The sequence below is a fragment of the Bradyrhizobium sp. SYSU BS000235 genome, from assembly GCF_049747295.1.
Lineage (GTDB): Bacteria > Pseudomonadota > Alphaproteobacteria > Rhizobiales > Xanthobacteraceae > Afipia.
On the sequence record NZ_JBMHJM010000001.1, the window covers coordinates 4,178,185 to 4,203,251 of the forward strand.

Genomic DNA, 25,067 nt, shown 5'->3' on the forward strand with positions numbered 1-25,067 from the left:
GGCTAAGGGACGAGCCGATAACCTTGGCCGCACCGTTCCAGGTGCACGAGTCCAGGCGGTCCGACATGCATGCCCATGACGGGAATGTTGTCCGTGGTCACGATTTCAAAGATGCGACGTCGCGAGCCGGCAGCCTTTGCTGGATCGAGGTCGAAAACGACTCCGGCGTCCGGAAAAGCCGTTTGAACTTCCGGGACGTGGACGGTGTCTCCCCAGATCAACAGGCTGTCCTTGCCGGAATTGATCAGACAGGTGGTGTGGCCGGGCGTGTGACCCGGCGCAGCCAACGCCGCCATGCCTGGAAATACGCTGTCATCGTTAAACAGGCGCAGGCGATCGCGATAGGGCGCAAGTTGCTGGCGAGGGGCCTCAAAAAACAGCGCGCGCTGGCTTTCGTGAGCCTGCTGCATGGTCGCGTCGTCCATCCAGTGAGCGACCTCCGCAGCATGCACAGCCACTTCGGCGTTTGGGAAGCGTGCCTCGCCGTTGTTCGTCAAGCCGCCAATATGATCGGGATGGATGTGTGTCAGAAAGACCGTATCGATATCCGTCGCAGCGATGCCCGCCGCGTCGAGGCTGGATGCGAGCGTGCCGGCGCGCCGTCCCATATATGAACCGCTTCCGGTGTCGATCAGCATGGTGCGGCCTATGGTCTGCACCACGAATGCGTTGACGTAAACGACAGGAGGATAGCGGTTCGCGGCCCGAAGCACGTCAGCGGCTGCGTCGGGTTCAACATTGCGCAGAATGCCTTCGCCGCCTTTGATATAACCATCGGAGAGCGCGATGACCGTGACGTCGCCAATCTGAATGCGATAGGGGGCTTGAGCCGGCTCGCTGACTGTGACCGGTTCGGTTTTCTCGCTCATCGCGCCGTCCATCTTCATTCCGGGAGTGCGGTTGTGATCTGCCCGGCCGACCGATACGGCGTGCCGGGCAGGTCGCTATTTTCCTCGGCTCGTCACTTGCGGCGGCTTGTGGCGACCACACCGGTTTCCGTCAGCTGATCGATGGCGGTGGAGTCGAAGCCATGCTCGGACAACACTTCGCGCGCGTGCTGAGAGAACTTCGGCGGTTTCGATTTCAAGCCGCCGGGGGTTCGCTGCAGCCGAATGGGCGTCCCGATACCGCGATACCAGTCATCCTCGTAGATGATGCCTCGCGCTTTGGTGTGCTCGCTTTCCGCCGCCTGCTTGGTATCCAGAACAGGTCCGCAGACCAGCCCGGCGCGCAGCAGATCCAGCGCAAAGGCCTCGCCATCCACATCGCTGAGCCGTTCGGTGATGAGCTCGTTGAGCGCCACGCGGTTGGTCTGCCGGTCACCATTGGTCGCAAAGCGTGGATCGCGCCCGAGTTCGGGCCGGCCGATCGCATCGCAGAGCTTTCGGAACGCTTTGTCGTTGCCGACGCCCAACATCACGGGAACGGTGCGCGTCGGAAACATGCCATAGGGTACGAGGCTGGCGTGCTGGTTGCCGGTGCGCTTGGTCACCTTGCCCGACATGAAGAAGTTCGTGAAATGCGGGTGCATCAACGACATCGCCGCATCGTACAGCGTGATTTCGAGAAACTGTCCTTTACCGGATCGGACGCGTTCGAATGCAGCCAGCAGAATGCCGTTGACGCAGTAAAGCCCCGTCGAGATATCGACCACCGGAAGCCCGAGCCGCATCGGGCCGGGCTCATCCGCACCGTTGACGCTGGCGTGGCCGACCATGCCGCCGACGACGCTGTCGTAACCGGGGAAGCCTCCGAGCGGGCCATCGGCGCCGAAGCCGGACACCTTGCAATAGATCAGCCGCGGAAAGCACTCCTTCAGTTGGTCGTAACCGATGCCCCAGGCTTCCATTGAGCCTGGTTTGAAGTTTTCGATGAGAACGTCGGCGTCGGTCAGCAGCTTCAGCAACACCTCGCGTCCCTCGGGCTGCGTCAAGTCGAGCCCGATCGAACGCTTGTTGCGGTTGATGCCGAGAAAATACGCCGCGTCCTCCTCGTGAAACGGAGGGCCCCAATCGCGCACTTCGTCTCCCTGCGGAGGCTCTACCTTGATCACGTCGGCGCCGTGATCCGCCAGAAGTTGCGTGGCAAAGGGTCCGCCGAGCACGCGGCTGAGGTCGATCACCTTGAGCCCGTCCAGGGCTCGTCCTGACATGGTCATTCTTGCTTCTCGTTTTGAATTGCGGAGATCAGATCATGAGTTTGGTGACTGCTCACCACGCCGGCAGGCTGCGCCACTCATGGTCCTGCCCAAGCACCGCCTTTTCGGCGTCATAGCTGTAGAGCCAGTGCTGCTCGGGCGTGATGCGATCGCCGAAGGTTTCGTTCTTCTTTCGGAAACGCTCGTTGCGGCGCGCGACTTTATCGACGTCCGCGAGATGATACCAACCTTCGGCTTCGCGGGAATGCCGCACCATGCGGTTGGCGCGGTCCAGCCGCAATTCCTGATACCGCTTCAGGGCAGCTTCCGGGTCTGCCACACCGATCTGCAGCGCGCGCGAGAGAACCCAAGCGTCCTCGATGCTCTGGCCTGCACCGGAGGCGTGATAGGGCAGCATGGCGTGCGCGGCGTCGCCCATCAGTGCGATGCGGTTGTCAACCCAGCTTTCCAATGGGTTGCGATCATACATCGCCGTCGAGAAGATCTGCTTGGTTCTCTCGATGACGCGGGCGGGACGATCGTACCAACCGTTGAACGAGGAGAGGATCTCGTCTTTTGAAGCAGTCTGCGACCAGGATTCGCGTTTGTCGCCGGTCGTAGGCCCGGTTGCGAGCCAGTTGAACTTGCGGCCGCCGGAGACGAAATAATAGACGAACGACAGATTGGGCCCCATGTCGATATAAGCCGACACAGGAATGTTCAGGTCGGCGATGTCCTCGGCGTTGATGACGCCGCGCCATGCCACGAAACCGGATGCGCGCGGCGGATCCGGCCTGAAGATCTGCTCGCGCACGACGGAATGAATGCCGTCGGCGCCGATCAGAACATCCGCCCCGTACTTCTGGCCGTTTTCGCAAACGACGAAGACCCCGTTCGGCCCTTGTCCCACCGATGCGACCTTCTGGTTCATTTTGATCCGCTGCGGATTGAGGCGGCGGGCGAGGGCATCGATCAGGTCGGGACGATAGGCGTGATAGTAGGGGCTGCCGTAGATCTGCTCGACCTGCGGCTTGAGTGCCACGCGCAAAACTGTCTCGCCGGTGTCCCAGACGGAGTACTTGTGAAAATCCGGTTCGGCGCAGATGCCTTGCAGATCGTTGCCGAGGCCGAGCCACTTGAGAATGCGCACGGCGTTGGGGCTGAGCTGAATGCCCGCGCCCACCTCGCCGAACGAGGGAGCCTGCTCGAGCAGCAGATAGTCCAGCCCGGCTTTTTCCATGCTGAGCGCGAGTGCAGATCCGCCGATGCCGGCGCCAATGATGATCGTCTTCATGTGTTTACAATTCCGCTTCGTCAATTTTCGCGAACTGAGAGGCTTAAGATGATTTACTGCGTCTGAATGCCGGCTTCCTTGATCATGGCGCCCCATTTCTCGTATTCAGAGCGGAAGAAGGTGTTGAACTGCGCGGGCGTTCCACCAGCCACTTCGGAGCCCTGCGTCGTCAACGCCTTGCGGAATTCTTCCTTGGCCAGGCTCTTGTCCAAAGCGGATGACAACTTGTCGATGATCGGCTGCGGTGTGCCGGCACGCGCCAGCAACCCGAACCAGGTGTTGGCTTCAAACTTGGGCAATCCTGCTTCCGCCATGGTTGGGGTGTCCGGCGTCAACGCCCAGCGCTTGTCCGCCGTGATCGCGAGCGCGCGCAGATTGCCGGCCTGAACCTGTGGCAGCGCGGTGACGAGAACGTCGAACATCATGTCGACTTCACCGCCAATCAGGGCCGTGAGAGCCGGAGCGCTTCCCTTGAAAGGCACGTGCAGGATATCGACCTTCTCGCGCAGCTTGAACATCTCGCCGGCGAGATGCGCGGCGCTGCCATACCCGAACGAAGCGTAGGTCAGCTTGCCGGGTTGCTTACGGGCATAGTCGACGAGCTCCTGAAAGGTTTTCACCGGCAGGTCTTTTCTGACCACCAGAAGCAGCGGTGCAGTTGCAATGAGTTTGATCGGCGCGAAATCGTCGATCGGCTTGTAGGGCAGTTTCGGCTGGATATGCGGGGTCACCGTCAGCGGGCCCGCGGAGCTGAACAGCAGCGTTGTTCCGTCAGCCGGCGCCTTGCTCTCGATGTCGTGGGCGAGAATGCCGCCGGCGCCGGGTTTGTTTTCGACATAGAACGGTTGCCCGAGTTCGTCCGAGAGCTCCTTGGCGACCAGCCGCGCAATCGCGTCGGTCGATCCGCCCGCGGCATAGGGCACAATGATGCGAACCGGCTGCTTCGGATAAGCCACCTCGTCCGCGCCGAAGGAAGGGGATATTGCGGCTGCGAAAAGCGCCGCCAGAAGCGCCCATAATCTCGTGTTTGCCAAGCCAAACATACGTTTCTCCGTGTCTTGCCCGATCTTTCATCGACAACGCTGCTGCGATTTGCCGGGCTGAATTGCCTCTTAGCTCAATCCCCGATATGAAAAAAATTGAATGTTCTCATTCAGCCATGAGGAAATCTTATGAACGTTTCAATTCGCCATCTGCGCGCATTCGTCGCTATCAGCGAGTTGAAAAGCTTCACGCTGGCGGCGAGGCGGCTGCATGTCACCCAGTCCGCGCTCAGCCTTCTCATTCGGGATCTGGAGCGCGAACTGAAGGTACGGTTGATGGATCGCGGCCCGCGCGGGATCTCGCTCACTGCTGCCGGCATCGACTTCCTTCCGCCGGCGACCAAGGTGATCGAGGATCTGGAGTCCGCCGTGAGCGGAGCGGCCCAGCTTCGCGACCGCCGCCGCGGCATCGTTCGCGTCAGCTGCACGCCGCTTTATGCGTCAACGTTCGTCCCCGAAGTGGTTGCGGGATTTCGCGCGCGGTTTCCGAACATCGATATCCGTCTGCTGGATACGTTGAACGAGGAGGTGCTGCGGCGAATCCTGATCGGTGAAGCTGATCTCGGCGTCGCGCCGCAGCGGCCCACCCCGCCGGAAATCGAGGAGACGCGGTTGTTTGCGGACCGTATCGACGTGGTCTGTCCGCGGCACCATGAGCTTGCGAAACAGAAATTCGTCACCTGGAAGAAAGTGCTGAGCTATCCATTCATCAGCCTGACGCGGGATTTCACTGCTCGTCTGCAAACCGATCTGTCCGCGAAATCATCGTCTCTCGTGATCTCTCCGGTTCACGAGGTCTCATATCTCGCAACGGCGTTCGGGCTGGTTAAGATCGGCGAGGGTATTACGGCCCAACCTCTTGCTGCAAAACCGATGCTGGCGTCCTTCGGGTTGGTGTCGGTGCCGACCGTTCAGCCGATCATTCACCGGAACATCTCGCTGTTCACGCGCCGCGGTCATACGCTGTCGCCCGCAGCGGAAGGATTTCGCGATTTCGCTGTTGCCAACGCCGCGAAGTCCGTCATGTAGCAGCCAGCTTCATTTTTCCGGCAGGCCGGCGTCGACCATGAACTGGATGACTTTGTCGGTCGCTGCGAGATAAATCGGGCTGGTGTTTTTCGTCGGCGGTCCGACATTGAGCCGGGTCGTGCCGGGCACCATCTTCAAGCCCTCCTGCATGGCGGCCTTTGCCTCATCGAACTGGCCCGCTTGCTGATAGGCGGCGGCAAGCATCATCTGCGTGCGCCCGGACGCCTTCGTGATGGCGATCGAACGTTGGAACCACGGCACTGCGTCGGCGCCGCGCCCCATCAACTGGTTCGCCCATCCCGCGCCGAGCAGCCATGTCCAGCGAGACACGGCCGGTGTGTCGAAGCGGTCGGCTTGCTGGAATGTCGCGAGCGCATCTTCAAAGCGGCCGAGGAAGATCTGCCCGAGACCGACAAGATAAAGCGCGCCGCCGTTCCACGGATCGAAGCTCAAGACCCGCGCGCAGGCAACGAGACTTTCCAGAAAATGGTTGGTCGCGCTGAGAAAGCGGCAATAGGTCTCGAGCACGGGAATGGAGTTGGGTCGCGCCCGCAGTGCCCGCTCGAGTGTTGTACTCGCATGGGCCTCGGCTGCCATCGCATCGTTCGGGCTATACCAGCGCATCTGAATGCCGCGCAGTTGAAGGGCGGATAGCGCGACCGCGACGTTTACGCTGTCAGGTTTGTCGGCGAGTGCCTTTTGCAGGATCGTCTGCGCCATGCCGAAACGTTCGCGTGTTGTTTTATTGATCGAAGCGAGAGCCTGCTCGATAACGACTTTGGAATCGCCCATCGACACGCTGTCATTCGCAGCCGGAGACTTGTCAGCCTCCAATTGGTCGTTCAGGCGGCGCGCAAGCAGATGACCGGCGCCCGCCGCAAGCCGCGTTTGCTGAAGTTGTTCGTCCGTGTCGTTGGCGTCGACGGTAATGGTCGCGACCGATTGGACCTCGCCGGTGGCCCTTTTGACGATGCGCGAGCGCAAGGTCCACGATTGATCGACGCGCTGCAATTCGCCGCGGATTTCAAAATCGGCTGAAGCGGCCAGTGCGGTCTTGTTGTCGCCGCGCGCGCCTGGCGATTGCGGCGTGACAATCCTGATGTCGTCGATCCTGGCGAAACCATCGGCGAGGCGGCTGGTGACCTCGCCCGCCATTGCCCCGCCGCGCGGGTCGTTGCTAGCATCGACAATCGGTATCACGGCGATGACCGGCGGTGTTCGCTTGAAGATAAAGTCCGGCCTCAACACCAGCGCCGCGACTGCAAACCCGATGACCACACAGAAAACAGCCGCAGCAGCCGCCACGCGCCCACTCAAACCGAAGATCGATCGTTGGGGGTGTGACGGCGCGATGACAATCTCGGTCGGCGATGCGGGTAAGGCATCGATCGGCTGGACAGGGGAGATCGCATCGGGGGCTGGGGCAGGTTCTAAGACAGCCACCTCCGCCGTCAGCACATAGCCGCGGCCGGACACGAGCTTGATCATCTGCCGCTGGTCGTCCCCGAGCGCGGTGCGTAGCTCGCGGATACCCTGGAACAGGCTGTCCTCGCCGACGTGAACGTTCGGCCAGATTGCTTCCATTAATTCCTGCTTGCTGAGCACCCGGCCGGAATTGGTCGCGAACAGGCGCAGCATCTCGAAGGTCTTCGGCCGGAGCTTAACGCCCACCCCATCAGGCCCACGCAGCTCATCGCGCTGCTGGTCCAGCTCGAAACCGGCGAAACGAAACAAGGTGCCCCCCACCAACCGGCTTTTGCGCCGCTGAAATCCCTTAAAGCCGGCTCCAGCGCCGTCGACATCCTAAACCCGGAGCGTGAATCGCCTGTTGTCTGAAAGGCGGCTCTCGGAGCGCCTAAATACAACAAAACATATTGAAAATGGCGTTGAATTTAAAATTTCAGAAATTTTCAGAACGTCACCCACAGCCCTTTCAGGACTCTGCTTCCGTCCAATGCGATGAAGCTGACGCAGACTCACGTCTTTGAGGCTGTGGGGACAGTTGCGCGCGTATTTGGTCGCGCGTGAGGGCGTGCGTTGGGGCGGCTCAAGAGGCCGACTCTCATTGCGCGCAGGGGGACTGTAGCAATGGTAACGGATCGATTTGGCACGCGCCGGTTGCGCGCGGCTTTGCTGGCGTCAACGTCTTTGGTCATCGCCTTGGCATTGCCGGTCATCGGGACGACGCCTGCGATCGCCAGCGACATTCTGGTGTCCGACGCATCGCAATTGTCCGCGGCGATCGCGAACGCTGCGGCGGGCGACCGCATCCTGCTGCAAAACAATATCGCGCTCGGCACGACACTGCTGCCGCCCGTGCCGGCGAACATCACCATCGAGGGCAACGGCCACACCATCGATGCGCCGGGGGACAACCCGATATTCTCCCTCAACAGCACAGCGACGATTCAGAACGTCACTTTGGTCGGTGGCAATGGCCAGGGTGGCGCCGGCGGCGGTGGTGGAGACCAGGGAGACAGCGGTGGCGCTGGCAGCATCGGCGATCCTGCCAGCATCGGCGGCGCCGGTGGCAACGGGAGTGTCGGTGGCAACGGGGGTGTCGGCGGCAACGGGGGTGTCGGCGGGATTGGCTCCGCTAGCAGCACGGGCGGCACCGGTGGCGCGGGCGTTCTCGTCACGAATGGTGGATTCATCAATTCAGCGAGCGTGTTTGGTGGCACCGGCGGAACGGGCGGCGTCGGCGGTATAGGCGGCACGGGAGGCGCGGGCGGCACCGGCGGCGCTGGCGGTGTTGGCAGCGATGGCGGCCTTGTCGGTTATGGCGTTCCTGGCGGTCCTGGCGGCAATGGCGGCAATGGCGGCAACGGGGGGGGCGGCGGGACTGGCTCTGTTGGCAGCACGGGCGGCACCGGTGGCGCGGGCGTGTCGGTCACGAATGGTGGATTCATCAATTCCGCAAGTGTGTTTGGCGGCACCGGCGGAACGGGCGGCGTCGGCGGTATGGGCGGTATGGGCGGCACCGGCGGAACGGGCAGCGTTGGCGGTCCTGGCGGTCCTGGCGGACTGGGAGACATAGGCGGCACCGGTGGCACCGGCGGCGCCGGCGGCGATGGCGGCAATGGTGGTAATGCCGGAAACGGCGGCGCAGGCGGCGTCGGCGGTCATGGCGGCACGGGCGGCGCCGGCGTTGAAGTGACCAATGCTGCGACCGTGACGAACACAGCCTCCGGCACCATCACCGGAGGCAATGGAGGCGTCGGCGGCGCTGGCGGCATTGGCGGAACAGGTGGTTTCGGCGGCAGCGGCGGCAACGGCGGAGCAGGCGGAGCGGGCGGGGTCGCTCAGGGACTCTTTGGCACGGCGAGCGGTGGGGCTGGCGGCAGCGGTGGCAATGCCGGCATCGGTGGTAGCGGCGGCAATGGTGGCGGCGGCGGCAACGGCGGCACTGGCGGCGCTGGTGGCGCCGGCATCAATTTTGCCAATGGCGGTGTCCTGATCAATCAGGGGACGATCACCGGCGGCAATGGCGTCGGCGGCGGCAGCGGCGGTATCGCCGGTAACGGTGGCGCCGGCGGCGCTGGCGGCACCGGCGGTGCTGGTGGCGCGGGTGGTGTGAGCGTTGCTGTTCTTGGCAGCGTTAACGTTGTGGGCGGCGCGGGCGGTGTCGGCGGTACTGGCGGCGGCGGCGGCAGTGGCGGAAACGGTGTCTCAGCCGGCACCGGAGGCGCAGGTGGCACTGGCGGCGACGGCGGCGCGGGTGGCGAAGCCGCCATCTTTGACGACGTATCACCCGGCACTGCGACTGGCGGGAACGGCGGTGGCGGCGGTGCGGGTGGCACCGGCGGCGCCGGTGGCAACAGCAACGGCGGCGGCGGTGCCGGCACCGGCGGCTCCTTCGGCGCAGGTGGTCAGGGTGGTGCTGGTGGCGATGCCTTCAGCCAAGGCACGTCGACCCCTGGCAACTCCGGCTCGGGCGGCAGCTCGGGCTTCTCCGGCACGCTCGGCAGCAACAGCGGCTTCACGGGAACGACCGGCGCATCGGGCTCCGGCAATGCCGGCGGCGTCGGCGTCAGCGGCGCCGACCTGACCATCATCAACAGCGGCACGATTTCAGGCGGCCTGGCGAGCGACGGCGTCACGCGCGCCAACGCGATCACTTTTACCGGCGGCACCAACGTGCTCGAGCTTCAGGCCGGCTCGACCATCACCGGAAAGGTGTCGGCCTTCAGCAGCGCGGACACGCTTCGGCTGGGCGGCGCGACCAACTCCACGTTCGATCTCTCTCAGCTCGGTCCGGCCGGACAATATCAAGGCTTCGGCATTCTCGCGAAGTCGGGCAGCAGCACCTGGACGCTCAGCAACACGACCGGCACCACCATGGCGTGGCTCGTTTCCGAGGGCACGCTTGACCTGAACAACACGACGCAGACCGTCAGCCTGATGACCCTTGCGGGCGGCACGCTGCAAAACGGTTCGATCGATGGCGCCATCAACGCGACCGGCGGCACCATGAGCGGCATCTCGGGCACCGCAAGCCTGACCGTCACGAGCGGAACGACGCTCCTTAACGGCATCAATACCTATTCCGGCGGCACCACAATTAATGCGGGCACGCTGCAGCTCGCAGGCGCCGGCACGCTGGGTGACAGCAGCGCCACCACCACTGTCGCGGGCGGCACGCTCGATCTCGGCGGCACGACGCAGACGCAGAACGGCGGCGTGACGTTGACGGGCGGAAGTATCACCAACGGGACATTGTCGTCGTCCGGATCGTTCGACGTTCAGGCAGGCAGCATCGACGCGAGTCTCGCGGGCAGCGGTGCACTGATCAAGAGCGGCGCCGGCAACGTGACGCTGTCGGGCATCAACACCTATAACGGCGCCACCACCGTCAATGGCGGCACGCTGGCGGTGAACGGTTCGATCACGTCGTCAAGCGGCGTGATCGTCAACAACGGCGGCACGCTTGGTGGTAATGGTCAATTGCCGACGGCTGTCATCAACAGCGGTGGTACGCTGGCGCCAGGCAACTCCGTTGGCACCATCACCGTCAACGGCAACCTGACGTTCAACACCGGCAGCTTCTACAAGATCGAAGTGTCGCCAACCTCAGCCGATCGCACCAATGTGCTTGGCACCGCGACGCTCACCGGTGCGACCGTGCAGGCTGTGCAACTGCCGGGCAGCTTCCGTGCCCAGAGCTATACGATCCTCAACGCCACCGGCGGCTTCGGCGGAACGCAGTTCGCCGGCCTCACCGGTGACACGTTCGCGCCCGGCGCGCGTAATCCGCATCTGACTTACGACCTCAACAACGTCTATCTCAATCTCGATCCCGGCGCGATTGTTCTGCCGCAAGGGGCGAGCGGCAATCAGTCCAGTGTCGCGAGTGCGATCAACAAAGCCGTCGAGAGCGGCTTCACGCCGCCGGCTGGCTTCGACCCGCTGCTCAACGTGAGCGGTGCGAAGCTGACGAATGCGCTCAACCAGGTCTCTGGCCAGCCCGGCGCCACCACCACGCAGGGCTCGTTCAGCGCCATGCAGCAGTTCGTGACCATGATCAATCCGTTCTCCGGCAATGCGGGGAGCGGGCAAGGCGGCGTGACATCCTTTGGCGGCCAGGCCCTCGGCTACGCTGCAGCCAACGCGCCGGATGCCAAGACGCGCGCGGCCTATGCCGCGGTGATGCCGCCGTCGGCGCCTGCATCGCTGGATGAGCGCTGGGGCGTGTGGGCCTCCGGTTACGGCGGATCGAGCACGGTCAGCGGCAATTCTGCGAGCGGGGCGAGCAGCACCACCAGCCGTATCTATGGCAGCGTTGCAGGCGCCGACTATCGCTTCTCGCCGGATACTATTGTCGGCTTCGCACTGGGCGGCGCGGGCTTCAACTTCTCGGTGTCCGATGGGCTCGGCAGCGGGCGCGCGGATCTGTTCCAGGCCGGTGTCTATGGTCGGCATGCCATGGGCGCGGCTTACATCTCCGGCACGCTTGCTTACGGTCTGCAGGATGTCACCACGGACCGCACCGTCACCGTGTCGGGCTCCGACAAATTGCAGGCGAATTTCAAAGCCAACACCTTCACCGGGCGCGTGGAGGGCGGTTATCGCCTGATGCCATGGCCTGCGTTCGGGGCAACACCTTATGCAGCAGTGCAGGTCACGAGCTTTGATCTGCCGGGCTATCGCGAGCGCGCAACGTCGGGCAGCGGCCAATTCGCACTCTCTTATAACGCGCAGACCACCACCAATGTCCGCACCGAACTCGGTGCCCGCGCGGACAAGCTGTTTCTGCTGGACAGCGGGCTGTTCACACTCAGCGGACGTCTTGCCTGGGCGCATGACTCTAACACCGATCGCCCGGTGACCGCGGCGTTCCAATCGCTGCCCGGCTCGGCCTTCACGGTCAACGGCGCAAAGCCTGCCGCAGATTCCGCGCTGGTGACAGCAGGTGCCGAGATGAAATGGCTGAACGGCTTCTCGCTCGGCGCAAGCTTCGAGGGCGAGTTCTCCAGCACCACGCAAACCTACGCGGGAAAAAGCACGCTGCGCTACGCGTGGTAGGCAAGAGGGATATCACAATGACAACGAACCGTTTCAAAAGTACCCGCCGGTTGCGCGTGGCTTTGCTGACGTCAACTGCGTTGGTTTTGGCCTCGATGCTTGCAAGCACCTCTGCACAGGCGCAGGTGGTCCTCAACGTCACGGACGGCGCCAGCCTTTCAGCCGCGATCACGCAGGCCGATAGCAACGCGAGCACCAGCTACGTCATCAATTTCCAGAACAACATCACATTGACCGCCGCCGCAGCCGATACACTGGCGGCCTTCAACACCACCAGCAACGTCACCGTGAACGGCAACGGCTTCAAACTCGACGGCGGCGGCGTTCAGCGCGGCTTCTTTGTCTATTCGGGCACGGTTGCGATCAATGATCTCGCGATCGTCAATGCGAATGCGACCGGCGGCAATGGCGGGGGCGCTCTCACCGGCGCTGGCGGTGGCATGGGCGCGGGCGGAGCGCTGTTCGTCGCTGCCGGCGGCAACGTCACGGTGAGCAATGTGAGCTTGAACAGCAACAGTGCCGCCGGCGGTGCGGGTGGCTTTGGTTCTGGCTCAGGCTTCACCTCGGGCGCCGGCGGCGGCGGAATGGGCGGCAACGGCGGAGGATTAGGCGGCTTCGGCAACACCAGTGGCGGTGGGGGTGGTCTCGGCCTTGGTGCCGACGGTGGCGCCACCCCCGGTCAATCCGGTGCGGCAGGTATCGTGACCGGAACCGCTGGCGGCGGGGCCAGCTCCGACGGTGGCACTGGCGGCGCGAATGGCGGCGGCGGCGGAGCAAGCGCAGGCGCTTTGAGTGGCGCTGCCGGTGGCGGCGGTATCGGCGGAGCGGTAGCTAACGGTTATACCGCCGGTAACGGCGGCTTTGGTGGCGGCGGTGGCGCGACATACGGCTCATTTTTAAATCCATCTGCACCGGGAAATGGCGGGTTTGGCGGCGGCGGCGGCAGCAGCGGCGCTTTCGGCGGTGGCGCCGGCGGATTCGGTGGCGGCAGCGGCGGCCAGGCTGCGGGTGGTTTCGGCGGCGGCAGCAGCAGTCAGACTTCAAGCCAAGGTGGTGGCGGTGGTGCCGGCATGGGCGGCGCAATCTTTGTCCAGGATGGCGGCACGTTCAAAATCGCCGGATCCTTCAACGTTGATGGCAACTCTGTCAGCGGAGGCGCCGGCGGATCGGATATTTTTGCTGTTCTTAGTGGTGGTTCCCCAGCTCCTGACGGCTCTGCTTTTGGGTCCGGCCTTTTTCTCCAGGGTGCAGGAACGCTGGCGATCCAGCCGGGCAGCGGTCAGACGCAGACGATCAGTGACGTCATTGCCGATCAGGTGGGCGTGGTGGCGAACGGCTACGTGCCGTCCTCGCCACTTGCCGGCACCGAGATATGGGGTCTCAACGTTTCCGGTGGAGGCACGCTCGTGCTGGCCGGGGCCAACCTTTACAGCGGCGGGACGACAGTCTCCTCGACCACTGTCGTCGTCACCAACAACAGTTCGGTCGGCACCGGCGCGGTGACGCTCGACGGAGGCGTATTCAAGGCCGGCGCCGATGGGCTCGCCTTCGGCAACTCCTTCTTGCTCACCGCAACTGCGGGCAACACCATCGATACCAACGGCAACACGCTCACGCTCTCCGGCGTGATCAGCGATGCCGGTGGTAGTCCAGGCGCATTGACCAAAGCCGGCACCGGCACGTTGATCCTGAGTGGCGTCAACACGTATTCGGGCGGTACCACGATCAACGCGGGTACGCTGCAGATCGCGGGTGCCGGCACGTTGGGCAGCATCAGCGCTGCCACCACCGTTGCCGGCGGCACGCTCGATCTCGGCGGCACGACGCAAACTCAGAACGGCGGCGTGACGCTGACAAGCGGCAGCATCACCCACGGGGTGCTGGCGTCGTCTGGTCTGTTCGATGTTCGAGCGGGCAGTATCGATGCCATTCTCGCGGGCAGCGGTGCTCTGGAAAAGAACGGCACCGGCACGGTGACGCTGTCGGGTGACAATGCCTATACCGGCGGCACAACGATCAACGACGGCACGTTGCAGCTTGCAAGTGCCGGCACGCTGGGCGCGAACAGCAGCACCACCACTGTTGCGGGCGGCACGCTCGATCTCGGTGGCACGGCGCAAACTCAAAACGGCGGCGTGACGTTGACAAGCGGCAGCATCACCAACGGGACACTGTCGTCGTCGGGCCTGTTCGATGTTCGAGCGGGCAGCATTGATGCCATTCTCGCGGGCAGTGGTGCATTGGAAAAGAACGGCACCGGCACGGTGACGCTGTCGGGCGCCAATACCTACACCGGCGGCACCACCATCAACGCGGGCACATTGCAGCTTGGCAACAGCACTGGCGTCGGCTCTATTTTAGGCGCCATCACCGTCGGCAGCGGCACCACGTTCGATGTCGTCAACGCCGACACCAGCGGTATCACCAGCATCACGAACAACGGAACGACATATTTCCACAACAGCAGCACTGCCGGCGCCGCCACCATCAACAACCAGAACACAATTGAATTTCTCGACAGCAGCACCGCCGGCAACGCAACGATCACCATGGGTGGCTTTTTTTCCACCGGTCTGACTTTCCGCGACTCCAGTTCGGCTGGCAGCGCAACGATCACAAATTCGAACGGAAGTGCGGTATTTGCCAACACAAGCTCGGCTGGCAGCGCCAGGATTACCAACTTCGACAGCTTTTACTTCGCTGACGCCGCGACGGCTGGCCATGCGACGATCACCAATTTCAGCAATATATTTTTCAACAGCACGAGCACAGCCGGCAGCGCGGTCATCACCAACAACTCTAGTCTAAGCTTCTCCGGTAGCGCGACCGCCGGTAGCGCGACGATTACCAACAATGGTAGCGGCAGCAGCCTCGCGTTCTCCGACACTAGCACCGCGGGCAGCGCCAGCATTGTCAACAATGGTTACGTGGTGTTCGACGCCAACAGCACGGCGGGGAGCGCGACGATTGCCAACAATACTGGCGCTCGCGTCGGGTTCTACGGCAGCAGCACGGGAGGTAACGCGACCATCACCAACAATGCCGGTGTCACCCTCGGGTTTTTCGAAACCAGCACGGGAGGTAACGCCACCATCCTCAACAACGCTGGCGGCACGGTTGATTTCTCGCACAGCACGGGCCTTGCCGGTGATGGAAAGCTCAGTGTCGGCTCGATCGCAGGAGCGGGCGATGTTTATCTGGGCGCGCGGGAACTCACCGTCGGAGGCAACAACCTGAACACGACGGTGAGTGGTGTGATCGGCGACTGCGGCGCGGGCGCCACGGCGTGCAACGCGTACGCCTACGGCTTCAACAGGACCGGCGGCTCACTGGTGAAGACCGGCACCGGCACGCTGACGCTGTCGGGCGTCAACACCTATACCGGCGCAACCACGGTCAACGGCGGCACGCTGGCGGTGAACGGCGATCTGACGTTGTCGAGCGGCATCACCGTGAACGATGGTGGCGCACTTGGCGGCAGCGGCACGGTCGGCAGCACCGCGATCATGAGCGGCGGCACGCTCGCGCCGGGTAATTCCATCGGCACGTTGACCGTCAACGGCAGTCTCGTGTTCAGCACCGGCAGCTTCTACAAGGTCGAAGCGTCGCCGACCTCAGCCGATCGCACCAATGTGCTCGGCATTGCGACCCTGACCGGCGCGACGGTGCAGGCAGTCGCATTGCCGGGCAGCTTCCGTGCTCAGACCTACACCATTCTCAACGCCACTGGCGGCTTCGGCGGAACGCAGTTCGCCGGCATCACCGGCGACACGTTCGCGCCCGGCGCCCGCAACCCGCATCTGACTTACGATGCCAACAATGTCTTCCTTGTGCTCGATCCCGGCACGATTGCGCTGCCGGCCGGGACGGGCGGCAATCAGACCAATGTTGCCGGTGCCATCAACAAAGCAGTCGAGAGTGGTTTCACGCCGCCGGCCGGTTTCGATGCGCTGCTGAACATGAGCGGTGCGAAGCTGGCCAATGCACTGAACCAAGTGTCCGGCCAGCCCGGCGCCACCACCACGCAGGGCTCGTTCAGCGCCATGCAGCAGTTCGTGACCATGATCAATCCGTTCTCCGGCAGTGCGGGGAGTGGGCAAGGCGGCGTGATGTCCTTCGCCAGCGAGGCGTTGGGCTATGCTGCGGCCAATTCGCCCGATGCCAAGATGCGTGCAGCCTACGCCGCGGTGATGCCGCCGACTGCGCCTGCATCGCTGAATGAGCGCTGGGGCGTGTGGGCCTCCGCCTATGGCGGATCGAGCACGATCAGCGGCAATTCTGCGAGCGGTTCGAGCAGCACCACCAGCCGGATCTATGGATCTGTCGCGGGCGCCGACTATCGTTTCTCGCCGGATACAATTGTCGGCTTCGCGCTCGGCGGTGCAGGCTTCAACTTCGCTGTATCCGATGGCCTCGGCAGCGGCCGCGCCGATCTATTCCAGGCCGGTATCTATGGCCGTCATGCCATGGGTGCGGCGTATATCTCGGGCACGTTCGCCTACGGTTTGCAGGATGTCACCACGGATCGCACCGTCACGGTGTCGGGCTCTGATAAACTGCAAGCCAACTTCAAGGCAAACACGTTCACCGGACGCGTCGAGAGTGGCTATCGCTTCGCGCCATGGCCGGCGTTCGGCGCAACACCTTATGCAGCGGTGCAGGTCTCGAGCTTCGACCTGCCGGGCTATCGCGAGCGCGCAACGTCAGGCAGCGATCAGTTCGCGCTCGCCTACAATGCGCAGACAACCATGAACGTCCGCACCGAACTCGGCACGCGCGCGGACAAGCTGTTCCTGCGGGAGAATGGCCTGTTCACGCTCAGCGGACGTCTCGCCTGGGCGCACGACTCCAACACCGATCGTCCGGTGACGGCAACATTCCAGTCGTTGCCCGGCGCGAGCTTCACGGTGAACGGCGCCAAGCCTGCCGCCGACTCCGCCCTCGTGACAGCCGGCGCCGAGATGAAATGGCTGAACGGCTTCTCGCTCGGCGGAAGCTTCGAGGGCGAGTTCTCCAACACCACGCAAACCTACGCCGGCAAAACCACGCTGCGCTACGGGTGGTAGGGGGCAAGATGCTCTGTACCAGTGATGATGCCGTCTCACGCCTTGGCGTGATGAAGGCGTTTTAGATCACCCAAACGGCGTACAGGAACAAACAATGCGGCTCCCTGTTGAGGGGGAACCGCAGCCGGTTCGTCACGCGCACCGGTCGTCACCACGCGTGCCGTTTTGCCGGCTGAGGAGAAGTCGAAAATCCGTCTTGTCTGCAAACCAGGAGGCGTACCATGAAAGCTCGCATGATCGGTCTTGCCTTGTTGACGGGAATTGCCTTGGGTGCGGTCGCTAGCGAAACTGTGCATAGCCAGGCGAAGCCGCCCGCTTATTTGATCGGTCAAATCGACGTCAGCGATCCTGATGGCTACGCCAAGGAATATCTTCCAAAGGCCAGGGAGATCATCAAATCGCACGGAGGAAAGCTGGTCGCTGCTGCGGGTGCAGGCGCAACGGGGGCGAAGGTCGTTGCCGTCGACGGAAGTGCTCCCAAGCGCGTGGTCATCTATGTCTACCCGAGCATGGAGGCGCTGCTGGCTTGGCGAAACGACCCGGCCTACGTTCAAGTCCGGTCGATCGGCGAAAAATTTGCCACGTATCACACCTTTGCAATCGAGGGCGCCGCGCCACAATGAAGGTGTGAAAGCAGCGGCGCGTTGCTGCGTGAGGACGGGTCGACGGCATGCGCCGACCCGGAACGCTCCATCACGCAAGTTCTTCGAGATGCCCGAGGCCCAGACCGTCGACGAGGGCCTTCTGGATGGGCGCGACCTCGGCATTGATCCTGTCGGCACCGAACGACATGCCCACCACCGTCCGAACGGCGCGACTGCCCTTCGCCTGGCCGATGAGCTTGGCGACGGCCTCGGCAACCTCGTGAAGCTTCGGAGCGTCCTCACCCTGCAACATTGTCGTGTAGGTCTTGTGAATGGCGTCGGGAATCTGGCCGAGCTCGCCGTAGGACTTCGTGATGTCGTCGTCGGCAGGCCTCTGGATACTCGAGTACAGGGATGTCGGGTAAGCGCCTGGCTGAACTTCCACCACGTCTATGCCGAGTTGAGAGACTTCCAGCCGAAGGCTGTCGGTCAAAGCTTCGATCGCCATCTTGCTCGCGCAGTAGATGCCGACGAAGGGGAACGTCACCCGACCGAGGACCGAGCCCATGTTGATAATGAGGCCATCGCGCTCCCGACGCATCGAAGGCAGCACGGCCCGCGTCACGCGGAGGAGCCCGATGACATTGGTGTCGAAGATCGCCTTCGTCTGATCGGCCGTGAAGGCTTCGGTTACGCCCACCGACGCCATGCCGGCGTTGTTCACCAGCACGTCGATCTTGCGGGCCTCGGCGAGGATCAAAGCAATGGCGCGATCGATCGAGCCGTCATCGGTCACGTCGAGTTCCACGACGCTTATTTTCCGGCTCCGCAGCGCGTCGGCGTGGCTGCGATTGCGGCTGGCGACGTCGCGCATCGTAGCGAACACGCGATAGCCGTCGCGCGCCAGCCTTTCCGCGGTTTCGCGACCTAAGCCGCTCGATGTGCCGGTGATGAGAACAGTCCTGGTCATCGTTTGCCTCCGGTGATGAGGGGTGCGGGTCAATGCGAGACGATCAGCCGGTATGGCTGGTCAGGAACAGGCGGGTTACCGCGACCGGGATGTCCGAGAGCGAGACTGAACAGACGTCGGGAGCGCGGGTTGGGGCGATGAAGCCTTGGACGCGAGTCAGAAGGCGAATTCCAGGCTGGCGTGTGCAACCAGCTTTCCCGTAGACGCAAACGAAACGCGGGTCTCGGTGAAGGCCGATGTTTTGCCAAAGCGCAATACTTCTGCTCTTACATAATAGTCATCGTTGACGGCTGGACGCAGGAAGTGAGTGTGCTGATACACGGTGCCTTTCGTGATGCGCCCCGTGGTGCCCACAGACAGTGATGCAATCGAGTCAATGGCTGCCATGATTGCCTGACCACATACCGCACCGCTTGAAAATTTGAGCGCATCACTTTGCGGAAGCATCGCGGACACGATGCCCGAGTGGACCTTGAACTCACGAAGGCCGAGCATTTTCACCCAAGGCGCCATAACATATTCGTACAACTCGAGAACGGTGGCATCTGTCACCGGCAAACAATGAAGTGGAACAGTCATTTGCCGCCTAACTCCCAAGGCGGGATCGGACTCGTTTTGCGTTGTCTGCTCGGTCGCAGGAGCCTGGTTTCCCGTTAGCGTCATTGTATTCTCAACTTCTGCAATCATTGTTCTCTCCAATTCTCGTCAATGCGTGATCGCCAAGATCGGAATCTAGACGGCTGGGACGCGCAGTGTCGTGAGGTGAGCGCGCCCAATCGTCCATACTAGCGCGCAATGCGTCTCGTCCTTGCTCATGGGACTCGTCCTTTTCGCTGGGGTTTGGTTCCGATCGGCTTGGAACGAGCGAAGCCTCCGCGACGGATAATCATCGCCGCCTCGTCGGTGAGAAGGCGCCAATTGACTGGACATTAGTTCGAGACCGATTTCACCTTGCGGACGAGCACGCTGTCGCCGTTCCGGCTGATTTCGAGCGCACCTGCCTGATGCGCTGTTGAGAAAGCCACACTTTGACCCGGTGCAAGAACAGACACGACACGGATCGGCGTTCCCTCCTTGCCCTGTGCAAGGGTCGCGACGACGTGGAATCCGTCGCGCTCGACGGTGTAGTAGGCGACACCGGACACGTCGCCGAGATCGATGTCCACGCCGTTGATGGGATGCACGCCATCTGCGTGGGTGGCTTGAAGAGATGCAAGGGCGAATGCTGCGGCAATAAGCATGCTACGGATCGACATAGCGGTCTCCTTCGGGTTGCGACTTGAAACCTATAAATCATAGAGGTTGAAGAGCACTGCGACGGATGGCCGGGCGTCTCCGGTCGCTGCAACGCGTGACTGTCAAGATTGGAATTTAGGTGGCTATGACCTCAGGTGTCGTGAGGTGAACGCGCCCAATCGTGCGGACCAGCACGCACTGCCGGGGCGTGCCGTAGCGCTGACAGGGTCTCGGCCGTGTGATTTGGCGTGACGCAGAGTTGAGCGGGACCTCCCTCCGGGCCGCGCTAGGTTCATCAACGCTTGCCTGTAGCTTCGGCGCAGGTCGTCACAAAGCGTCTGGCTTGCAGGATTATTTCCCCATAGAGGCGATGATGCACCCGAACGACGATTTTCTCAGCGCTCCAGAATTGGACTATGACGGTTTCCGAGCTGCAATGCGCGATGATTGGGGATGGTTTACCCCCGATCGCGCAACCAACATCTTCGCCAGCAAGGTGCGCACGCGGCGCGTCTTCGGATTCGCTGCAGTGGATCTCACTTGCAGTGCGACCCGCCTTGACCGGACGAAACAGGATATTCGCCGCGATAACATGGATCACTATTATGTCACAGTCCAGGATGCGGGTGAATCGACAATCATTCACGACGGCCAGGCCATAAACGTCGCCGCTGGCGATGTCGTCCTGCTCGATTCCACAAAACCCGTGACATTCATCTCGCCGGCACAAGGCCGCGCGCAATGGCTTGGTTTGCAAGTGCCGCGCCGGAATTTGGTGTCGCATCTCGGATCCGAGCCGCAGGGTGGCGCATGCGGTCGTCGGCAGGCGCAAGCAGCACGTCTGCTCTGTCAACTCGCTCTTGACCCCGTCAGCAATGCGGAGCCCGCGTGCGCATCGGCTGATGAATTTATGCGTCTGGCGGTCTATGACCTCCTCGGCGCACTGTTTGCACCGCCCGCACCGCTTTGCTCACGCCACACCGACAAGCTGTTCGTGCGCGTCTGTTCCATCATCAAGGACCGCTTTGCCGATCCGGACATCTCTCCGTGCGAAGTTGCTGCCGAGATGGGAATTTCGCTGCGCTATTTGCAGAAACTGTTCACTATCCGCGGGTCGACATGTGGTGACTACATATCTTCGCTCCGTCTGGATCACGCGGCACATCTGATCGAACGCCGCGCGTTGATGAAGACTGGTCAGCCTCTCAGCGATATTGCCTATGCCTGCGGCTTTCGTGATTACACGTATTTTGCGCGCAGATTCCGCCAGCGCTTCGGCACGACGCCGGGCGCCGTCGGGGCAGACGACCCCGGTAAAGACAACGCACGAGTCCGCGCCGACATTGGGCAAAGTTGAAAGGGTTTACGAAGCGACTGATGCCCAGATTCTGGCCCATCAGCCGATCCGTTGTGCTGCTCGCCCAAACAGCTGCTCTTTAAAGGGCTCCTTGTCTTCGTTTTAGCTGGTGCCGACCGGAGCTTCGTTTGAGGTTCAGGGCTGCCAGGATAACCGCATGGTATCGACGCGGCGGATGCCGCCGTGCCCCTTGATCTCCGGCGTTTGATCTAATTGGAGGTGCGGGATGCGGGCCGTGAGCGCCGCCAGGCTCTCCTCAAGTTCGATACGCGCCAGCGCTTCGCCGATGCAACGATGGGCACCGGCACCAAAGGCGGGGAGCAGCCGCGGTTGGTCGGTTCGACGAATGTTGAACACGTCGGGTCGTTCATAGGCCTCTTCGTCACGTAAGCCCGACATGGTTGAAAAAGAGAACAATTGCCCGGCCGGAACAACAGCGCCGCCGACCTCGATCTCTTCAGTCGTAACCCTGGCGAACGATGCCACGCTCGGCTCGAAGCGTATCGCTTCCGCAACCGCACCTGGAATGAGCGAAGGATCGCGACACACCGCGTCCCATTGCTCCCTGTGCCGGAGCAGAAGCGCCAGTTGCACCACGATGGCGACACGAGTTGTGTCGGTACCGCCGACGATCAACTGCACGAGCTGGAATATGATCTCGAGAGGTGACAACTCGCCGGCTGCGTCCACCTTCGCCAGGAAATCCGAAAGGAAATCTTCACGAGGGGTGCGACGCCTGTCTTCGAGCGTCTTTTCCACGTAATCGCGCAACTGCTGGCACGCCGCCTCTGCTTCACGAATAGCGTCCGGCGTTATGCTGCCGCTTAGGAACCGGGTCACCCCATAGACAAGTTTTGTAAAGGATGGGATGTCGGCTCGCGGCAGGCCTAGAAGATCGCCAGTGACGCGGGCCGGAAGTTGAGCTGCGAACTGACCGGCAAATTCGACCTGACCATCGGCGTACCAGCTCTCGATCAACTCCTCCGATGACCGTCGTATCTGCGGCCGCAGATCGGCCATCGTTCGGACCGCAAAGCTTTTGGAGAACGGCGAGCGCCGGCGACGGTGAACAGCGCCGTTCGCGGTGAGCATTCCCTGCTCGAAGAAATCAAAGAGCGCTCCTTCTGTGACACCGTACATTGCCGGGTACATCGTTTCCATTGCCGCGGTACGAGGATCATTGCCAAGCCGCTCAATGTCGGCATGATGGAGCACGATGTAACCTCCCATTTCATGTCGGACAATGGGATAGGCGGCGCGATATCTGCGAAACATGCCGTGCGGATCCGCATCAAGGTCTGCCACTTTAAGAACCGGCAGGTCTTCAACAACGAGAGCCGCGCGGGGCGATTTGTCCTGGCTCATTGCGGTTTTTCTTTTTGCATTTCGCTGAAATTCTTTGGATCGACCGACAATTTCGGCTCAATAGTCGAGCCACTGGCCTAGTGCCTGGACCTTCTCGATCGTGTACGGCGGGTAGAGATGATCAATCGCAACGTCCGTAGGCGAGAGGAGGATGGATTTGGCGTGAGTCAGACTGTCGAATCCGTGCTTGCCGTTGGCGCAACCCAGACCGGATTCACCGATGCCTCCAAACGGCATGGTGTCGATAAAAACATGGACGTTGGTTTGATTGACTGCGCCGCCGCCGAACGAGAGGTTCGCGATGAACGAGTCAATGACGTCGCTATCTTGACTGAACACAAAGCCGGCGAGCGGCCGGGGTCTACGCTTGATGTGCTGGATTGCCTCGGTCATCGTGGAGTAGGTCAGGATCGGAAGAATTGGCCCAAATATTTCCTCTTGCATAACCTTGTCTGACCACGACACCGGATAGAGGATTGTCGGATCGAAGTAACGTTTCTCCTCGTCATAGCGGCCGCCAAATACGACTTGGTCAGGGTTTATAAGAGTGGCGAGCCGCTTAACGGCCCGTGCATCTATGATCCGCGAATAATTCGGATTGCTGCCGGGATCGTTGCCGTAAAGTTCAATGACTGCCCGTTTGCACTCCGCAACGAATTCCTCGGCAACGGACTCGTGCACGTACGCATATCCGGGCGATGTGCACCATTGACCACCCCATGCCGTTGCTCCCCACATGATCTTCTTGGCAGCGTCCCTAAGATTCGCCGTTTGGTCGACAAGCGCGGGATTCTGGCCGCCGAGTTCCAGGAGCACGGGAGTCAGATGCTCCGCAGCGGCACGCATGATGATGCGTCCAACCCGAGCGCTGCCCGTAAAGAAGATGAAATCAAAAGGGAGCTTCAGAAGGCGCGCGATCTGCTCCGGATCAGCGGCAAACGCCGTCACGGCGTGGGGTTCAAAGTATCGCGGGATCAAATTGAGAAGCAACTGCGCAGTCGCGGGCGCCTCCGGCACCTTAAGGACGCAAGGATTGCCAGCCGCGAGTGCCGTGATAGTGGGACGCAGCAGCGAGAGCAACGGAGCGTTGAACGGCCCCATGATCAGGGTGACGCCATAAGGCTCGCGGTAGACGACGCCCCTGTGACCTGATGCCCGAAGAAACTTCGGAATGGCCACCTCTGTGGGCTCCATCCAGGCCTTGAGGTTACCCTTTGTCGCTTCGATCAATCCCAATAAGGCGGCAACCTCGAACACTTTTTCCGACAAAGCCGTTTTGAAGTCGCTGCTTAGGGCTTCGGAGAACTCGTTCGTGTTTTCGGACAGCATCCTGGTGAGCCGATTTAACTGCTCAATTCGCCATTCGAAAGACTTGGTGATGTTGCTATCGAAATAGTCTTTCTGCTGATAAAAACGAGACGTTTCGAAGTCCGCTGCAAGGACGTATCTCACGTTCATTTCAGTTGCTCCTGTAACAATAGTTCGCGCCGATTGACGTTTCGGCGAGAGAATCGATGGATGGATTCTTGTTGTGGGTCGCCTATGATTCCCACATGTCGCTACAATCGGGCCCATCCGCAGAATTGTGTCAGAGTCATGAGTTGAGTGTGAGAGCCGACGGCGGCTGCGCGCAGACGATCTTCTAAAGTGTCAATGTCGATTTCTTGGGCTGTCGCGACGCCGATTTTCTCAAGCTGCGGAATAAGACTGCGTAGGGTATGGACGACCCAGCCGATAAGAGGAGACTGAGTGCCTCCGCCGATGGGTATCTCGCAGAATAGTGTTGGTGTCCGCTTTAGACCGGCCTCGTGGAAGTGCCCTACCATTCTAGCGCCCGCATCCGGGTGCGTTATGACTGAGTGGAAGGCCGCATATATCCAATCGAATGCCTGAGACCACAGCACAATTGGTGGCACCGTCTGATTGCGTGTATCGTACAAGCCAGGCTCGTGAAACGCCACCACGCCGCCAGGACGAACATTTTTAGCGATAGCGCGGATGAAGGAAACAGGATCGGGCTGGTGGACGAGCACATAGCGGCCGATGGCGAAATCGAATGGGACCCCAGTGGTGAATGCCTCGGCACTTCCTTCGCGGAATTCAATGTTGTCATGGCCGGCCGCCTGCGCGCGTTTGCGCGCAACTGCAAGAGCATCTTTGCTGCGATCGATGGCTACCACCGCGCCACCCGAGCCGACCATGTCGGCGACGAGCATCGACACATCGCCGGTACCGCAGCCGACATCTAACACGCGCATATCGCGCGCCAGGCCCGCGTCGCTAAGCAAGCGCCGTGTGATTGGCGTAAGCACTGCCGCCTGACGCATCAAACGGTGAAGTTCGGAATCGGAATGACCGAAAACGTAAGGAACTGCCGCGCCAATACCTCTGCTTGTTTCCGTCATAAGAGCCTGTTTTCCCGTTGGCGTCATTACAATCTCCACTTCTGCTCTGATCTCTGCGA

Annotated in this window: 16 protein-coding genes and 1 pseudogene; 6 read left to right on the forward strand and 11 right to left on the reverse strand. The window is 61.8% G+C overall.

The annotated features are described in order from the left end of the window. Positions 1 to 2: 2 nt before the first annotated feature. The 4 genes from ACP0KA_RS19520 to ACP0KA_RS19535 all read right to left on the reverse strand — a co-directional run bounded on the left by ACP0KA_RS19520 (position 3) and on the right by ACP0KA_RS19535 (position 4,474). Positions 3 to 869 carry an MBL fold metallo-hydrolase gene (locus tag ACP0KA_RS19520; RefSeq protein ID WP_424630382.1) on the reverse strand — a complete coding sequence of 289 codons (867 nt, stop codon included), beginning with the start codon at positions 867 to 869 and terminating at the stop codon, positions 3 to 5. Between the two features lie 92 nt (positions 870 to 961). Then, positions 962 to 2,158 carry a CaiB/BaiF CoA transferase family protein gene (locus ACP0KA_RS19525; protein WP_424630383.1) on the reverse strand — a complete coding sequence of 399 codons (1,197 nt, stop codon included), beginning with the start codon at positions 2,156 to 2,158 and terminating at the stop codon, positions 962 to 964. 52 nt (positions 2,159 to 2,210) lie between these two features. Continuing rightward, positions 2,211 to 3,431 carry an FAD-dependent monooxygenase gene (locus ACP0KA_RS19530; RefSeq protein WP_424630384.1) on the reverse strand — a complete coding sequence of 407 codons (1,221 nt, stop codon included), beginning with the start codon at positions 3,429 to 3,431 and terminating at the stop codon, positions 2,211 to 2,213. A gap of 53 nt (positions 3,432 to 3,484) precedes the next feature. Further along, positions 3,485 to 4,474: a Bug family tripartite tricarboxylate transporter substrate binding protein gene (locus tag ACP0KA_RS19535; protein ID WP_424630385.1), complete on the reverse strand. Its 990-nt coding sequence runs from the start codon at positions 4,472 to 4,474 to the stop codon at positions 3,485 to 3,487. 129 nt (positions 4,475 to 4,603) lie between these two features. On the opposite strand from ACP0KA_RS19535, the gene ACP0KA_RS19540 reads away from it, so the two are divergent. Further along, a complete protein-coding gene (locus ACP0KA_RS19540; protein WP_424630386.1) occupies positions 4,604 to 5,503 on the forward strand; it encodes a LysR family transcriptional regulator in 900 nt (299 codons plus the stop codon). 9 nt (positions 5,504 to 5,512) lie between these two features. On the opposite strand, the gene ACP0KA_RS19545 is transcribed toward ACP0KA_RS19540, so the two are convergent. Beyond that, complete coding sequence (locus ACP0KA_RS19545) at positions 5,513 to 7,237, reverse strand: winged helix-turn-helix domain-containing protein (RefSeq protein WP_424630387.1); 1,725 nt, start codon at positions 7,235 to 7,237, stop codon at positions 5,513 to 5,515. A gap of 354 nt (positions 7,238 to 7,591) precedes the next feature. Here ACP0KA_RS19545 and ACP0KA_RS19550 point away from each other — a divergent pair, with 354 nt between their 5' ends. The 3 genes from ACP0KA_RS19550 (at position 7,592) to ACP0KA_RS19560 (ending at position 17,714) form a co-directional block, all read left to right on the forward strand. After that, positions 7,592 to 12,025: an autotransporter domain-containing protein gene (locus ACP0KA_RS19550; protein ID WP_424630388.1), complete on the forward strand. Its 4,434-nt coding sequence runs from the start codon at positions 7,592 to 7,594 to the stop codon at positions 12,023 to 12,025. 17 nt (positions 12,026 to 12,042) lie between these two features. After that, positions 12,043 to 17,091, forward strand: coding sequence for an autotransporter domain-containing protein (locus ACP0KA_RS19555; protein WP_424630389.1), 5,049 nt, complete (start codon positions 12,043 to 12,045; stop codon positions 17,089 to 17,091). 221 nt (positions 17,092 to 17,312) lie between these two features. Further along, a complete protein-coding gene (locus ACP0KA_RS19560) occupies positions 17,313 to 17,714 on the forward strand; it encodes a DUF1330 domain-containing protein (protein WP_424630390.1) in 402 nt (133 codons plus the stop codon). Between the two features lie 70 nt (positions 17,715 to 17,784). Here ACP0KA_RS19560 and ACP0KA_RS19565 read toward each other — a convergent pair whose 3' ends face one another. From ACP0KA_RS19565 to ACP0KA_RS19575, 3 genes are all read right to left on the reverse strand, one after another. Beyond that, on the reverse strand, positions 17,785 to 18,645 hold the full coding sequence (locus ACP0KA_RS19565; protein WP_424630391.1) for an SDR family oxidoreductase: 861 nt from the start codon (positions 18,643 to 18,645) through the stop codon (positions 17,785 to 17,787). 156 nt (positions 18,646 to 18,801) lie between these two features. Next, a complete protein-coding gene (locus ACP0KA_RS19570; protein ID WP_424630392.1) occupies positions 18,802 to 19,332 on the reverse strand; it encodes a PaaI family thioesterase in 531 nt (176 codons plus the stop codon). Positions 19,333 to 19,574: 242 nt separating this feature from the next. Continuing rightward, on the reverse strand, positions 19,575 to 19,901 hold the full coding sequence (locus ACP0KA_RS19575) for a hypothetical protein (RefSeq protein WP_424630393.1): 327 nt from the start codon (positions 19,899 to 19,901) through the stop codon (positions 19,575 to 19,577). Positions 19,902 to 20,317: 416 nt separating this feature from the next. Between ACP0KA_RS19575 and ACP0KA_RS19580 the strand changes: the two are divergent. Continuing rightward, positions 20,318 to 20,731: pseudogene (locus ACP0KA_RS19580) on the forward strand (hypothetical protein); the annotation flags it as partial. Between the two features lie 60 nt (positions 20,732 to 20,791). Beyond that, positions 20,792 to 21,238 carry a helix-turn-helix transcriptional regulator gene (locus ACP0KA_RS19585; protein ID WP_424631663.1) on the forward strand — a complete coding sequence of 149 codons (447 nt, stop codon included), beginning with the start codon at positions 20,792 to 20,794 and terminating at the stop codon, positions 21,236 to 21,238. A gap of 135 nt (positions 21,239 to 21,373) precedes the next feature. Here the strand turns inward: ACP0KA_RS19585 and ACP0KA_RS19590 are convergent, their stop codons facing one another. The 3 genes from ACP0KA_RS19590 to ACP0KA_RS19600 form a co-directional block, all read right to left on the reverse strand. Further along, on the reverse strand, positions 21,374 to 22,453 hold the full coding sequence (locus ACP0KA_RS19590) for a cytochrome P450 (protein ID WP_424630394.1): 1,080 nt from the start codon (positions 22,451 to 22,453) through the stop codon (positions 21,374 to 21,376). Positions 22,454 to 22,660: 207 nt separating this feature from the next. Then, positions 22,661 to 24,061 (reverse strand): aldehyde dehydrogenase family protein, encoded by a 1,401-nt coding sequence (locus ACP0KA_RS19595; protein WP_424630395.1) that lies wholly within the window; start codon positions 24,059 to 24,061, stop codon positions 22,661 to 22,663. Between the two features lie 101 nt (positions 24,062 to 24,162). Then, positions 24,163 to 25,035, reverse strand: coding sequence for a class I SAM-dependent methyltransferase (locus ACP0KA_RS19600; protein ID WP_424630396.1), 873 nt, complete (start codon positions 25,033 to 25,035; stop codon positions 24,163 to 24,165). Positions 25,036 to 25,067: the final 32 nt, after the last annotated feature.